This is a genomic window from Micromonospora sp. D93 (assembly GCF_018070365.1).
In the GTDB taxonomy this organism is placed as follows: Bacteria; Actinomycetota; Actinomycetes; order Mycobacteriales; family Micromonosporaceae; genus Micromonospora; species Micromonospora ureilytica.
The window spans coordinates 57,635-72,018 of record NZ_JAGPXW010000037.1 but is presented as its reverse complement, the minus strand read 5'-3'; the positions used below and the strand labels follow the sequence as shown (position 1 = coordinate 72,018).

12 protein-coding genes are annotated in these 14,384 nt (G+C 73.8%); 2 read left to right on the top strand and 10 right to left on the bottom strand.

What is annotated here, in order from left to right; translation table 11 throughout:
• Positions 1 to 161: 161 nt before the first annotated feature.
• From serS to KBX71_RS29800, 5 genes are all read right to left on the bottom strand, one after another.
• The gene (gene serS / locus KBX71_RS29820; protein ID WP_124818721.1) at positions 162 to 1,445 is read right to left on the bottom strand and encodes a serine--tRNA ligase; all 1,284 of its coding nucleotides are present in this window, start codon (positions 1,443 to 1,445) and stop codon (positions 162 to 164) included.
• Positions 1,446 to 1,541: 96 nt separating this feature from the next.
• A complete protein-coding gene (locus KBX71_RS29815; RefSeq protein ID WP_210821090.1) occupies positions 1,542 to 2,624 on the bottom strand; it encodes a MerR family transcriptional regulator in 1,083 nt (360 codons plus the stop codon).
• A gap of 25 nt (positions 2,625 to 2,649) precedes the next feature.
• Positions 2,650 to 3,831 (bottom strand): trans-acting enoyl reductase family protein, encoded by a 1,182-nt coding sequence (locus tag KBX71_RS29810; RefSeq protein ID WP_210821089.1) that lies wholly within the window; start codon positions 3,829 to 3,831, stop codon positions 2,650 to 2,652.
• Between the two features lie 50 nt (positions 3,832 to 3,881).
• The gene (locus KBX71_RS29805; RefSeq protein ID WP_210821088.1) at positions 3,882 to 5,030 is read right to left on the bottom strand and encodes an alcohol dehydrogenase catalytic domain-containing protein; all 1,149 of its coding nucleotides are present in this window, start codon (positions 5,028 to 5,030) and stop codon (positions 3,882 to 3,884) included.
• Positions 5,027 to 5,467 carry a hypothetical protein gene (locus KBX71_RS29800; RefSeq protein ID WP_247684327.1) on the bottom strand — a complete coding sequence of 147 codons (441 nt, stop codon included), beginning with the start codon at positions 5,465 to 5,467 and terminating at the stop codon, positions 5,027 to 5,029. The genes KBX71_RS29805 and KBX71_RS29800 overlap by 4 nt, the downstream gene beginning before the upstream one ends.
• A 144-nt stretch (positions 5,468 to 5,611) precedes the next feature.
• Between KBX71_RS29800 and KBX71_RS29795 the strand changes: the two genes are divergently transcribed.
• Complete coding sequence (locus KBX71_RS29795) at positions 5,612 to 8,461, top strand: LuxR C-terminal-related transcriptional regulator (protein WP_210821086.1); 2,850 nt, start codon at positions 5,612 to 5,614, stop codon at positions 8,459 to 8,461.
• A gap of 11 nt (positions 8,462 to 8,472) precedes the next feature.
• Here the strand turns inward: KBX71_RS29795 and KBX71_RS29790 are convergent, their stop codons facing one another.
• The 3 genes from KBX71_RS29790 to KBX71_RS29780 all read right to left on the bottom strand — a co-directional run bounded on the left by KBX71_RS29790 (position 8,473) and on the right by KBX71_RS29780 (position 10,287).
• Positions 8,473 to 9,021 (bottom strand): DsbA family protein, encoded by a 549-nt coding sequence (locus tag KBX71_RS29790; RefSeq protein ID WP_091409221.1) that lies wholly within the window; start codon positions 9,019 to 9,021, stop codon positions 8,473 to 8,475.
• Entirely contained in the window at positions 9,018 to 9,515 is a 498-nt protein-coding gene (locus KBX71_RS29785) for a redoxin domain-containing protein (protein ID WP_210821085.1), read from the bottom strand. Before KBX71_RS29785 ends, KBX71_RS29790 begins: the two co-directional genes overlap by 4 nt.
• Before the next feature lie 85 nt (positions 9,516 to 9,600).
• Positions 9,601 to 10,287 carry a BON domain-containing protein gene (locus tag KBX71_RS29780; protein ID WP_210821084.1) on the bottom strand — a complete coding sequence of 229 codons (687 nt, stop codon included), beginning with the start codon at positions 10,285 to 10,287 and terminating at the stop codon, positions 9,601 to 9,603.
• 350 nt (positions 10,288 to 10,637) lie between these two features.
• Between KBX71_RS29780 and KBX71_RS29775 the strand changes: the two genes are divergently transcribed.
• A complete protein-coding gene (locus KBX71_RS29775; RefSeq protein ID WP_210821083.1) occupies positions 10,638 to 13,376 on the top strand; it encodes a cellulose binding domain-containing protein in 2,739 nt (912 codons plus the stop codon).
• A 153-nt stretch (positions 13,377 to 13,529) separates the two neighbouring features.
• On the opposite strand, the gene KBX71_RS29770 is transcribed toward KBX71_RS29775, so the two are convergent.
• Complete coding sequence (locus tag KBX71_RS29770; RefSeq protein WP_124815212.1) at positions 13,530 to 13,928, bottom strand: hypothetical protein; 399 nt, start codon at positions 13,926 to 13,928, stop codon at positions 13,530 to 13,532.
• A 176-nt stretch (positions 13,929 to 14,104) separates the two neighbouring features.
• A complete protein-coding gene (locus tag KBX71_RS29765; protein WP_167492906.1) occupies positions 14,105 to 14,248 on the bottom strand; it encodes a hypothetical protein in 144 nt (47 codons plus the stop codon).
• Positions 14,249 to 14,384 lie beyond the last annotated feature (136 nt).

The following is a 14,384-nucleotide window of genomic DNA, read 5'->3' as shown; positions in this document are numbered from 1 at the left end:
TCGTCCGACCCGAACCCCACAAGTGCTCCAACACCTGCCGATGCCCGAACGTCACCACACCTGGTCTCGCCACCAGCACCTCCACCACAACCAAGATCAGTTGCACTGAAGCCTAGAAACCACCCCGAGGTGAAGGGCAATAACTTCATGATCAACGCCGGCTAGCGGGGGGACAGGCGGTCGGTGCCCAGGCGGTCTTGGAGGACCTTGGGGATCAGGACACTGCCGTCGGCCTGCTGGTACTGCTCCAGGATGGCCGGGAAGAGTCGGCTCGTCGCCAGCGCGGACCCGTTGAGGGTGTGCACGAAGCGCGTCTGCTTGCCGCCCGGCTCGCGGTAACGGATGGCCGCCCGACGAGCCTGGTAGTCGCCGGCCCAGGACACCGACGACACCTCCTTGTACTTGCCGGTGCTCGGCATCCACACCTCGATGTCGAGGGTCTTCTTCATCGAGGCGCTGGCGTCACCGGCCGAGAGCAGCGTGCGCTGGTAGTGCAGACCCAGCCCCTCGACCAGGCCCTCGGCGTGGGCGAGCATCTCCTCCAGCGCCGCGTCGGCCTGCTCCGGCAGGGTGAACTGGAAGATCTCCACCTTGTTGAACTGGTGCCCCCGCACCGTGCCGCGCTCGTCCGAGTGCGAGCCGGCCGACTCGCGGCGGTAGCACGGGGTGTACGCGAACGCCTTCAGCGGCAGCTTCGGGGTCTCCAGGATCTCGTCCTGGTACGCGCCGAGGATCGCCGTCTCCGACGTGGGCAGCAGGAACTGGCCGCGCGGCGCGGACGCCGAGTCCAGGTGGTAGACGTCGTCGTAGAACTTGGGGAACTGCCCGGCGGCGAAGCCGGCCGAGTCCAGCAGCAGGTGCGGCGGGAGCAGGAACTCGTAGCCGGCCTTGATGTGCTGGTCGATGAAGTAGTTGAGCAGCGCCCACTCCAGCCGCGCGCCGACCCCCGTGTAGATCCAGAAGCCGGACCCGCCGAGCTTGACGCCCCGCTCGTAGTCGACGAGCCCCAGCGCGCGGCTCAGCTCCACGTGGTCGCGGACCTTCTCGATCACCGGAGGCTCGCCGAAGGTCTTCACGACCCGGTTGGCTTCCTTGCCGCCGGCCACGACGTCGTCGCTGGGCAGGTTGGGCAGCTCACTCATCGCGTCGCGCAGGCGGGCCTGCACCTCGTCGAGCTGGGACTCCAGCTCGGCGAGCTGCTTACGCTCCGCGTCCGGCGCGGCGGCCTGCGGTTCCTCGCCGGCCCGCTTCGCCTGCGCGTACGCCCGGGCCTCGGCCTTGCGGCGCTGCCGCTCGGCGTCGATCTCCGTGATCAGGGCGCGGCGTTCCTGGTCGAGCCGCTGGATCTCGTCCAGGGCACGGGTGACCTCGGCGGGATCCAGACGCTTCGCCAGCGCGGTTGCCACCGCCTCGCGATCCTTCCGGATCAACTCCATGTCGAGCATGCTGCTCCGTACGCCTCCGTCCGGGGTTCACTGGTGAACCATCAGATGTTACCGTCGCGCACGTTTCCACCCCGGGACGGGGAGCGCGAGGGATTTCTACAGCCGGATCGGCATGAGCACCGAGTAGGTGTCCGCGTCGTCCGGCCGGCGTACGGCCAGCGGGGCGATCGGCCCGTCCAGCTCCAACACCAGTTGCGGCGCGCCGGCCGCGTTCAGCGCGTCCAGCAGGTAACGACCGTCCACCCCGACCCGCAGCGCGTCGGTGCCCAGGTCGGCGGCGGGGAGCAGGCGCAGCCCACCCTGGTCGTCGACGCCGAGCACTGTGACCGCCCGGGTCGTGCCGTCGTGGTCGCAGGCGACAGTGGGGGCCGCCGGGTCGGCAAGCGCGGCGCGCAGCGCGGCCACGTCCACCGGGATCCGGCGCGCGGTCGGCCGCTCACCGACGGACTTACGCAGCAGCCGGTGGTAGTCCGGGAAGTCGTACGGGAGGGCGGTGCCGGTCACCGTGCGGTCGGCCGCCCGCACCCGCAGGTCCGCGCCCGCCACGGTCAGCCGGATCGGCCAGGCGTCGGCGGTGTCGAGCAGTGGCCGGAGCTGGTCGACGAGGGCCACCGGCACGAGCACCCGCACCGGCGGTCCGTCGATGTCGGCCCCGGCCCTTGCCAGCGCGAGCCGGTACCTGTCGGTGGCGACGAGTCGGACACCGTCGGGCTCCACGTCGAACAGCACGCCGGCGAGCATCGGCAGCTCACTGTCGACGCCGACGGCGAAGCGCACCGCGTCGAGCGCGGCGGCCAGGGCGGCGGGAGCGATCAGGAGCGTGGTGGCGGTCGGTGGGGCCGGGTCGACCAGGGCCCGGAGCCGGTCGACCTCGCGGCGGGCGTCGCTGAGCCCGTCGGCCAGCCGACGCAGGTGCGCGTCGAGCAGCTGGTGCACCACTGTCGGCTCGGCACGCACCGCGGCGGCGATCTCCGGCACCGGCATGCCGATCCGGCGCAGCCCGGCCACCAGCCGGGCCGGGGCGATCTGCTCCCCGGCATACCAGCGGTAGCCGGTCACCGGGTCGACAACTGTCGGCTCCAGCACCCCCGCCGAGTCGTAGAAGCGCAGTGCGCTGACGGTCAGGCCGCTGGCCCGGGCCAGCTCGCCGATGCTGTGCAGGTCGTTCACGCTGGGCATCCTGCCCCCTCGACCCGGTCGAGGGTCAAGCCGAGCGCTCGAGCACCCGGAAGGTGAGGCCGGCCCGGACGAGCCGGTCGAGCAACGCGTCACCCATCGCGGCGACCGGGGTGAGTTGGCCGGCGGTCGGTGGCAGCTCGTCGAGCGCCAGGCACAGCGCCGACTCGCCGAGCATCTTCGCCGTCTCGTCGTAGCCGGGGTCACCGCCGGCGACCTCGGTGACCACCCGCTGCCCGCCGCCGGTGCCGACGAACCGGACCCGGAACCAGGACGACGCCCGCTGCTGTGCGGTGGGCCCCTGCCCGGACGCGAGCCGGCCGAGCAGCCAGCGTCGGCTGGGCGGCAGCTTCACCAGCCCGATCAGCGCGCCGAGCCCGGCAGCGCCGGCCAGCACGGTGGGCAGCCGCTTCACCGCGGCGAAGTGCCGGTAGCGGAAGTCCGGGCCGTACTCCGGGCGGGCCGCGGCCGAACGGCGGACCACCTGCGGGTCGATGGTCGGCAGCGGCACGGTCCAGATGCCCAGCTCCGCCGAGCGGGCGAGGCGGCCGGGCACCGCCCGGACCCGGCGGTCGGTGGGGCGCGGCTCGACCGCCCGGCGGTCCCGGGCGGCCTGGCTGGCCTGCCCGGTACGGGAGAACGCGGTGAGCGCCGAGTGGTAGGTGCCGGCGGAGAACCGGCCGCCGGCGCGCACGTACCCGTCCACGGTGATCGGCACGTCGGCGGGCAGCTGCTTGACGGTGAACCAGACGCCCAGGTCGTGCGGGATGGAGTCGAAGCCGCAGGCGTGCACCAGCCGCGCGCCGGTGCGTGTCGCCTCGGCGTGGTGACGCACGTACATGAGGTCGACGAACTCCGACTCGCCGGTGATGTCCAGGTAGTGGCTGCCGGCCCGGGCGCAGGCCGCGACCAGCGGCTCCCCGTGGTGGACGTACGGGCCGACCGTGCTGGCCACCACCCGGGCGCTCTCGGCCACCGCCCGCAGGGAGTCGGCGTCGGTCACGTCGGCGGTGAGCAGCGGCAGGTCGGCCAGTTCCCTGTCGATCGCGGCGAGCCGGTCCCGTACGGCGGCGAGGCGCTGCGGGTTGCGCCCGGCCAGCGCCCAGCGCAGCCCGGCCGGCGCGTGCCGGGCCAGGTACTCGGCGGTCAGGCCGCCGGTGAACCCGGTCGCTCCGAACAGCACCACGTCGTACGTTCGCTCGCCAGTCATCCTCGGAGTCTGCCATTCGTGGTCGCCGATCAGCGATCACGAGTGGGCGGTCACGGGGTGAACACGGCGCGTACGCAACCGTCGGCCCGGTCCCGGAACAGCGCGTACCCCTCGGGGCCCTGCGCCAACGGCAGCCGGTGGGTGGCCAGGTGTTCGGTCCGCAGCTCGTCGCTGGCCATCCGGTCCAGCAGCATCGGCACGTCCCGCAGATTCGGCCGAGCAGCGCCACGCAGCGTGAGCCGTCGCTCGGTCACCGCACCCAACGGGAACGCGTCGACGAACCCGCCCGTTCCGCCGAGCACCACCACCACGCCGCTCTTGCGACAGGCGTGCACGGCCTCGCGCAGCGCGTCCGGTCGGTCGGCGTGCTGGCCAGCGAACCGGTCGGCCAGGGAGCGGGACGGCGGCGTGCCGACCGCCACCACGCACACGTCCGGCCCGCGCCCACCGCTCCGGTCGCGCAGCTCGGCCGCGACGTCGGTGCGGCGGTAGTCCAGCGGCTCGGCGTCGGAGTGCCGCTCGGCCATCCGCAACCGATCCTCGTGCTGGTCCACGACCAGCACCCGGGCCGCGCCGCGCAGCACCGCCGCCCGGGCGGTCAACTGGCCCACCGCCCCGGCGCCCCAGATCGCCACCACGTCGCCGGCGCGCACCTCACCCAGCTCGGTGGCGAGCCACCCGGTCGGCGCCGCGTCCGCGGCGAACACCGCCCGGTCGTCGTCGACGGCGTCCGGCACCCGGAACGCGCTCACGTCGGCGTACGGCACCCGCACGTACTCGGCGTGGCCGCCCGCGAAGCCGCCCGCCGCCCGGGGCCGGCCGAAGCAGCCGGCGTCCGTGGGGGCCCGGTCGGGGTCGGCGCTGGCCAGGTCGGCAAGAGCGTTGTCGCAGCAGGAGTGCAGGCCCCGGCGGCAGTACCAGCAGCCGCCGCAGGCCACGCTCGCGCCGACGACCACCCGGTCGCCGGCGCGGTGTCGGCGGACCCCGGGGCCCACCTCGACCACCTCGCCCAGGAACTCCGCGCCGAGCACGTCGCCGGCCCGCAGCAGCGGGTGTCGGCCGGCCAGCAGCGGCAGGTCACCTCCGCTGGTGGCGCTGCGCCGGACCCGGACGATGGCGTCACGTTCGTTGCGTAGCTCCGGGTCGGGCACCTCGCGTACGCCCAGCTCACCGGCGGCCAACCAGCACAGCGCCCTCACCCGCGGACCTCGGGGCGGTCCAGCCCGGAGCGGTCCGCGCGCAGCACCTCACCGGCCTCCACCCGTTGCTTGAGCTGGCGCAGCGTCCGGCGGACCAGCAGCCCCGGGTCGTCACCGACCAGGTGCGCGGCCAGCCCGGTGGGCGGGGTGACGCCGGCCCGCGGCCGGGCGGCCAGCTCGGTGCCGCGGTCGCCGGGCGCCGGCCGCACCCGCACCTCGACCGCCCCGTCCAGGCGGCGCAGCGGCTCCGGCCAGCGGCCGTCGGGAAGCACCTGCTCCGGCGGCCGGTCGACGGTCACCACCTCCCACCGGGCCGGCGCGACGACGTCGCCGTCCGCGCCGGGCCGGCCACCCCGACGGGGTACGCGCAGCAACCGCGCCGCCCCGGTCAGCGCCGCGCCGCCGAGGGCGGGTCCCGCCCGCGCCAGCCGTCCCATCGGTACCACCCGTCCTCCCGGTTCACGTCCCTCGATCGTTCGTCGCGGCCGGGTGAAGCGCGCTCGCCCGGAAGGGGTGAACCGGCCCGGGTCGGGTAACCGCTCGCCGACCGGGGGCGGAGCGCGTGGTGGGGGTGGGGCTGGGTGCCGGAACAGGATCGCGTACGGGTCGAGCCGGCACCGGGGCCAGCGCTGCTGGCGTCCCGGCTGACGCCGGCCGTGCCGCCGGAGCCGGTGGTGGCCCGGCCCCGCCTGCTGCGCCGCTTGGACGAGGGCAGTGCGGGACCGGTCACCCTGGTGGCCGCCCCCGCTGGCTGGGGCAAGACCACCCTGCTCGCCTCCTGGGTGCGGCTGGGCGGCGCCCCGCCCGACGTCGAACCGGGCGCGATCGTGCCCGACTCCGGCGACCTGTCGGTTTCGTCAGCTGACCACCCGGTCTCAGCCTGGATGTCGGTGGAGGCCGGCGACGACTCCGACCGGCTCTGGGCGTACCTCGCCGCAGCGCTGCGATCGGCGACCGGGTCGGCGGAGAGCGGCCCGGTGCCCGACCGGCCGCCGCGCCCCGACCAACTGGAGGCGCTGGCCGCCACGCTCGCCGCCGCCGACCGGCCGGTGCTGCTGATCCTGGACGACCTGCACCGGGTCGCCGACCCGGCGGCCCTGACCGGCCTGGAGTTCCTGCTGCGGCACGCCGGGCGACGGCTCCGCCTGGTGATCGGCGCGCGGGCCGGACTGCACCTGCCACTGCACCGCCTCCGCCTCGCCGGCGAGTTGACCGAGATCGGCCCGGACGAGCTGGCGTTCACCGACGACGAGGTGGCCGACCTGCTCACCGCCCACGCCGCCGCGCTGCCGGCGACCGCTGTGCACCGGCTGCGTGAGCGCACCGGCGGCTGGCCGGCCGCGCTGCGTATCGCCGCCCTGGCGGTACGCGGACGGCCCGACCCGGAGCGCTGGGTGGGGCAGTTCGGCGGGGACCAACCAGAGATCGCCGGGTACCTGCACGAGGAGGTGCTCGCACCGCTCGATCCCGCCCAGCAGGACCTGCTGCGCCGTACCGCCCTCGTCGACACCGTCTGCGCCGACCTCGCCGAGGCCCTGACCGGCCGCGCCGACGCCGGGCAGGCACTGGCCGACCTGGCCGGGACCGGTGGTCTGCTGCACCGGGACGACACCCGGCCGCCCTGGTACCGGTGCGAGTCGCTGCTCGCCGACCTGCTCCGCGCCGACCTGGCCCGGTTGCCCGCCGACGAGCTGCGCGAGCTGCACGTCCGGGCCGCCGAGTGGTACGCGGGCGCCGGCCGTCCCGCCGACGGTCTGCGGCACGCTCTGGCCGCCGGTCGCTGGGACCTGGCCGGCGACCTGTTCGTGGCGCACTGGCCGGAGCTGACCCGCTACGACAGTGACCCGGTGCACGTCCCGGCACCCGCGTCGCCGCCAACGGAGGTGATCCGCGCCGACCCGGAGGTGGCGTTGGCAGGCGCCGCCGAGCGCGCGTACGCCGGTGACCTGCCGGCCGCCACCGGTCACCTCCGGGCAGCCGCCGGGCACGCCGCGGGCCTGCCGGTGCCGCGCCGGGACCGTTTCCTGCGGTTGGTCACCGCGCTGGAGCTGACAGTGGCCCGGCTCGCCGACGACCGCGCCGAGGTCCGGGCCGCCGCGGCCCGCCTGCTGCGGACCCGCCCGGCAGAGGCCACGCCGACCCGGGTGCCGGACGGCCCGCCGGCCGGGGCGGCCAGTTCCGCCCCGACGGCCGGTGGCGGCGGCGCAGCAGACGACCTGGACCTGCGGGCGTTCACCGGCACCGCGCTGGGGCTTGTTGAGTTGGCCGACGGCGCGTTGCCCACCGCCCGGTTCGTCCGGGCCCGGGCGGCGGCTCGGGAGGCCGGCCGACCGCGTACCGAGCTGGTCGCCGCCAGCCGTGCCGCGCTGCTGCTCGCGGTGCGTGGGGAGCTGCGGACGGCCGAGCAGGCGGCCCGGGACGTGCTGGGCATGCCGCCCAGTCGGGGCTGGTCCTGTCGGCTCGACTGCGGCTACGCGTACCTGGCTCTCGCCGTGGTGGCACTGTTGCGCGACCAGCCGGAGGAGGCCACGACGAACCTCGCCCTCGCTCTCCCCGCGCTCGACGCGGCGGGCTGGTCCGGCAACCCCGAGGTTGGTGACGACTGGCTGGGAGCCGGTGAGCCGGTGGCGGCGGCGGTGGCCGCGCTGTGCCGGGCTCAGCTGCGCCGTGACTCCGGCGACCCGGCGGCCGGCCAGCGCCTGCTCGTCCGGGCCCGCGAGGCGCTGGCCGACCGACCTCCCGCCGCCAGGTTGACAGGTCTGCTGCGGGCGGCCGAAGCCGAACTGCGGGCCGCACGGGGCGACCTGGACGCCGCCCGCGACCTACTGGCCGGCGCCGCCGACGAGGGGGCCGACCCGGTGCTCGCGGTGACGTTGGCGAAGGTGCAGCTGCTGGCCGGTAACGCCGCCGCCGCCGAGCGGACCCTGCCGGACTGGCAGGCGCCGGCGGCCACGGCCTGGCCGCTACCGGTACGTCTGGAGGCGGGCCTGCTGGACGCGGTGCTGGCCGACCGCGTCGGGGACGCCCGTCGGGCGGGACGGGTCCTGGAGCAGACGCTGGACCTGGCCGGCCCGCAGGGCTGCCGAAGGGTCTTCACCCGTGCCGAGCCGCCCGTGCGGGACCTGCTGGCCGCGCACCTGGACGCGGGCACCGCGCACTTCGCGCTGGTCAGCGACCTGGTGCGCGGCGCGGGGCAGAGCACCGCCGGGCCGACCGCCGGACCGAGGGGAGCGCTCGACGAGCCGCTCACCGAGCGGGAGCTGACCATCCTGCGCTACCTGCAGAGCATCCTGTCCAACGTGGAGATCGCCAGCGAGCTGTCCCTCTCGGTCAACACCGTGAAGACCCATGTCCGCAACATCTACCGCAAACTCGACGCGACCCGCCGGCGTGAAGCAGTCCGGCGGGCGCGCGAGTTGCGGCTGATCTGAGTGGATGGCGGTCAGGCGTTCGCGGCGGCGTCCGCGGCCGTCAGCAGGTCCGGCAGGTCGTACCCGCCGTCATGCCGGATGCCGTTGACGAACAGGGTGGGGGTGCCGTTCACCCCACTGCGGATGCCCCCCACGAAGTCCCGGCGCACCCGGTCGGCGTGCGCGCGGTTCTCCACCTCGGCGTTCAACTCGTCCGGCGGCAACCCGACCTGCTCCACACCGAGCGAGAGGTGCACCGGGTCGAGCTGGTCCTGATGCTCGTAGAGCCAGTCGTGCATCTCCCAGAACCTGCCCCGAACCCCGGCGGCCTCGGCCGTCTCCGCGGCGCGTTCGGCGTACGGGTGCACGTTCGCGATCGGGAAGTAGCGGTACACCAGCCGTACGGTGTCGGCCCGCTGCCGCAGCAACTCGTGCAGGTTCGGGTACGCGGCACCGCAGAACTGGCACTGGAAGTCGCCGTACTCGACGATTGTCACCGCCGCGTCGGCCGGCCCCCGAATGTGGTCGTCGGTGGTCACCGGGTCCCGAAGTCGGGCGGTGACCTGCAGTGGCGTGCTCATCGGGCCATCACCTTCCGATCGGCGGCGAGTTGGTCCAGCGCGTCGAAGATGCCGTCGGCGCCGGGGTTGACGTCGGCCGGCGACAGGTAGCTCCAGGTCACCGTGCCCGCCGGGTCCAGCACCACCAGCGCGCGGGCCGCCTCGCCGTTCGGCATGTACGCGCCGTAGCGGCGTGCCACCTCGCCCTTCGGCTCGAAGTCGGCCAGCAGAGGGAACTCGATGCCCCGGCTCTCCGCGAACGCCCGGTGTGACCAGATGCCGTCCACCGACAGGCCGAGCACCACCGCCTGGTACTGGGCGAAGACGGGTGCCGCCGACTGGTAGAGCGACATCTGGTCACCGCAGACCGGGCTCCAGTCGGCGGGGTAGAAGGCGAGCACGACCGGCCGGCCACGGAACTGCTCGGGCCCCAGCAGAGCCCCGTCCGGGGTGGCCGGCAGGGTGAAACCGGGCGCGGTACGCCCCGGTTGGATCAGCCCGTTCGGATCACTCATGCCACCAGCCTGCTCCCGGGGTGGGTGAGGCTGGCTCACCCACCCCGGGTGGTTCCGCGCCCGGTCAACTCGCGCCCCGCGCCGCTCAGCGCAGCACCGGGGCGACCGCTATGTGGTTCTGCACCTCGCGGATGCCGGGCGCTGACCAGGCCACCTGCTCGACCTCGGCCCGTTCGGGCATCGAGTGCACCAATCCGGCGAGTATCGCGGTGTCGCCGTGCACCCGGACGCTGACCCGTTCGGCCTCGGTCGCCCCGGCCCGGGCGAGGGCGTCGACAATCCGATCGGCCAGGTCCCGGCCGTCCGGAGCGGCGGCCGGTCGGACGGTGATGCCGTTGCTCACCCCGCGTACGCCGGTCAGCCGGGCGACCGCGCGTTCGGCGGCTCGGCGCTGGTACTCCCACTCGACGTCGCCGTGCAGCGTCACCCAGCCGGCCGAGACGGTGACCTGGAGCTTCTCGATGGGCACGAACGCGTCCCACTCCAACGCGTGGCTGGCCGCGGCGGCCAGGTCGCTGTCGGCGCGCTCGGTGCCGTTGGCGAGCTGCACGGCCACGTCGTTGGCGACCGCCCGGACCGAGGCGACCCGGTGGGCGGCCCGTTCGGCGGCCCACTTCTTGGCGTAGCCGTCCACGCGGCCGGTCAGGGTTACCACGCCCTCGGCGACGGTCACGCCGATCTCGTGCGGCTGCACCCGCGGTTCCCAGGTCAGCTCGTCGAGCACTGCGGACTGGATGTCCTGGTCGGTGCGGTGGATCTCCGCGATGGCCATCTGTCCCTCCTCCGCTGTTCCGATGGCGGACCGGCTGCGGCCGGAGGTCCGCCGTGCTGCGATCCTGCCGCCGCTCCGGGTGAGCCGCCCTCGCCCGGACCGGGTGACGGCGCGGCCGGACCTGGGCGGCGGTGTCGGAAACTACCTACGAACATCGATGATGGGAGCGCTTCCAAAGCGAGCGGCTTTCGGTTACGGTAATCGAGTTCCTCGATCGCGGGAGCCGTCGCGTCGGGTGGTGGAGCCAGGGCAGCTCCACTCGTCCCCGTCGTCGTGCTCGTCCCCCGGGCCACGGCGTCACCCAGGCGATCGACCCCGTCCCCCGGGGCTCCATCCGAGAGGAACCGCAGATGCGGAGAAGTCTCGCCGCCACGGTCGCGTCCGTGTTGGCCGCCGCCACAGCCGTCGTGGTGGTTCCGTTCACCGCCGCTGGGTCGGCCCCCACCCCGGCCGCAGCGGAGGCATACACCTGGCGAAACGTCCCGGTGGGCGGCGGCGGCTTCGTGCCCGGCATCGTCTTCAACCCCACCGAGAAGAACCTCATCTACGCGCGCACCGACATCGGCGGTGCGTACCGCTGGGAACAGATCAGCCAGTCCTGGACGCCGCTGCTCGACTGGGTCGGCGCCGACCGGTGGGGTTACAACGGCGTGGTCAGCGTCGCCACCGACCCGGTGCAGACCAACCGCGTGTACGCCGCGGTCGGCATGTACACCAACGGCTGGGACCCGAACAACGGCGCGATCCTGCGCTCGGCCGACAAGGGCGCCACCTGGCAGGCCACCGAACTGCCGTTCAAGAACGGCGGCAACATGCCGGGCCGGGGAATGGGGGAGCGGCTCGCCGTCGACCCCAACCGGAACAGCATCGTGTACTACGGAGCCGAGGGCGGCAACGGGCTCTGGCGCAGCACCGACCACGGCGTCACCTGGGCCCGCGTCGCCGCCTTCCCCAACGTCGGCAACTACCGCGCGGACCCCAGTGACCCGAACGGCTACAACGGCCAGAACCAGGGCCTGACCTGGGTCAGTTTCGACAAGAGCACAGGCACCGCCGGCTCCACCACGCAGACCATCTACGTGGGCGTGGCGGACAAGGAGAACCCGGTCTACCGCAGCACCGACGGCGGCGTCACCTGGGCGCGCATCCCCGGCCAACCCACCGGCTACCTGGCCCACAAGGGCGTCGTCGACCCGGTCGGCGGTCACCTCTACATCGCCACCAGCGACACCGGCGGCCCGTACGACGGCGGCAAGGGCGACGTCTGGAAGTTCACAGGGTCGACCGGGGCCTGGACGCGGATCAGCCCGGTGCCCTCCACCAGCGCAGACGCCTACTTCGGCTACAGCGGCCTGACCATCGATCGTCTTCGCCCGAACACGCTGATGGTGGCCACCCAGGTCTCCTGGTGGCCGGACGCCATCTTCTTCCGCAGCACCGACGGCGGGGCGACCTGGACCCGGATCTGGGACTTCACCAGCTATCCCGAGCGGTCCCGCCGCTACACCATGGACATCAGCTCGGTGCCCTGGTTGACCTTCGGCGTCAACCCGGCGCCCCCGGAGGCATCGCCCAAGCTCGGCTGGATGAACGAGTCGGTGGAGATCGACCCACACGACTCCAACCGAATGATGTACGGCACCGGCGCCACCATCTACGGCACCACCGACCTGACCAGGTGGGACACCGGCGGCCAGCTCACCCTCCGACCGATGGTCCGAGGGCTGGAGGAGACCGCCGTCCTCGACCTGATCAGCCCACCCAGCGGCGCACCCCTGATCAGCGCGCTCGGCGACGTCGGCGGTTTCCGTCACACCGACCTCGACACGATCCCGGCGATGCTGTTCACCCAGCCGGTCTTCACGAGCACCACCAGCCTGGACTACGCGGAGAGCAAGCCCGCGGTGCTGGTACGCGCCGGCAACTTCACCGACGCCGACCGGCCCAACGACAGTCACGTCGCCTTCTCCACCGACGGCGGCGCCACCTGGTTCCAGGGCACCGAGCCGTCCGGGGTCAACCTGGGTGGCACGGTGGCTGCCGCCGCCGACGGCAGCCGGTTCGTCTGGGCGCCCGGTGACGCGGGCCAACGCGTCGTCCACTCGGTCGGTTTCGGCAACTCCTGGGCAGCGTCGACCGGCATCCCGGCGAACGCGACGATCGAGTCCGACCGGGTCGACCCCACCCGTTTCTACGGCTTCAGCGGTGGGCGCTTCTACCTGAGCACCGATGGCGGGGCCAGCTTCACCCCGACCACGGCGACCGGGTTGCCCACCGCCGACGTGCGGTTCAAGGCCCTGCCGGGCCGGGCTGGCGAGTTGTGGCTGGCCGGGCCCGGCGGGCTGTGGCGCTCCACCGACGCCGGCGCCAGTTTCAGCAGGCTGAACGGCGTCAGCGCCTCCGGCAACGTCGGTTTCGGCAAGGCGGCAGCGGGGCGGACCAATCCCGCCGTGTTCCTCTACGGCACGGTGGACGGTCAACCGGGCGTGCACCGCTCCGACGACGCCGGGGCGACCTGGGTACGCGTCAACGACGACCGCCACCAGTACGGCAATCCGACGGAGGCGCTGACCGGCGATCCGCGCGTCCACGGCCGGGTCTACCTCGGCACCAACGGTCGCGGGATCCTGGTCGCCGATCCCACCGACGGCGAGCCCCCGACCACCCCACCGCCGACGACCCCACCGCCGACCACCCCACCGCCGACCACCCCACCGCCGACGACCCCACCGCCGACCACCCCACCGCCGACGACCCCACCGCCCACCACCCCGCCGCCGACCGCCGGTTGTGCGGCGACCTACCGGGTGACCGGTTCCTGGTCAGGCGGTTTCCAGGCCGAGCTGGTGGTCAGCAACGCCGGCAGCGCCCCCATCGCCGGCTGGACGCTGAGCTGGACCTTCACCGACGGCCAGCGGGTCAGCCAGCTCTGGGGCGGCACCCACACACAGACCGGGGCCGCCGTGTCGGTCCGGGACAGCGGCTGGAACGGCGCGCTCGCCGCCGGGGCCAGCACCACCGCCGGTTTCCTCGGCTCATGGACCGGCACCAACACGTCCCCGGCGGCCATCACCTGCACGAGTCGCTGAGCGGGTGATCCGGGCCGGGACCCCGGATCACCACCGAACACCGGTCCGCCGGGTCGCCTGAGGGGTCCGGCACCCGGCGGACCGGGTCATACGACAGCACCACGGCGGGCCCCGCTCAACCCGGTTGAGCGGGGCCCGCGTGGTGCTGTTGGTTCAGACGGCGGGGGAGCTGGGGCGGTCGACGTCGACGAACTCCACGTCGTCGACGGCACGGTCGTCCCGGCTGCCGGCGGCCCGCGCGGCGGAGCCGACGGCCCAGCCGACCGCCGCACCGACGAGCGCGGCGCCGATCAGGAGCGTCCAGGGCAGTGCCGGCTGGCGGCCGGCGAGCGCGTCGAAGGCCAGCGAGGCCCGGCGTCGCGCCTCGTCGGCGGCGGATCCCACCAGGTCACCCGCCCCGTCGGCGAGGTCGCTGCTGTTCTGGCGGGCCGAGCGGGCGGTGTCCCGCACGCTGTCTCCGGCGTAGCTGACGGCCGAGAGCAGGTGCTCCCAGGCCTGGTCCGCGATCCGCTCCGGCTTGCTGCGCCGTTCCAGCAGGTTGGTTCCGAACATCGTGGTTACCTCCTCAGGTGCCGAAGCCGCCGGCCACTTCGGACCTCGGCGTCTTTCCAGCGCGTCACGGTGTCGCCTACACCGCAGTGCCCCGCGTCAGCCGGTCGCAAACCCCGACCTCGGCGGAGCACCGGCAGTTCGGTCATCCGCGCACCATGACCCGGCGCGTTACCGACTCAGCGCACCGCTGACACGGAGACACCTCGGGCGAAATCGTCGTCGTCATCATCGTCATCGTCGCCCCCGCCACCGAAACCGCAGGCCAGGACAAGGGCGAGCAGAACGCCGACGCCGGCCAAACCGGCAAGTCGCTTGATCATCGAAGATCCTCTCCGTCACGGCGGGTGTCCCGGTCGATGCTAGGGCGCGTCGGCAACCGTGGACGCGGACCGCGCCAGCCGGCTGTTGGCGACACGCCGACGGCACACGGGGCAGGCGTACGTCAGGGCCCGGTTG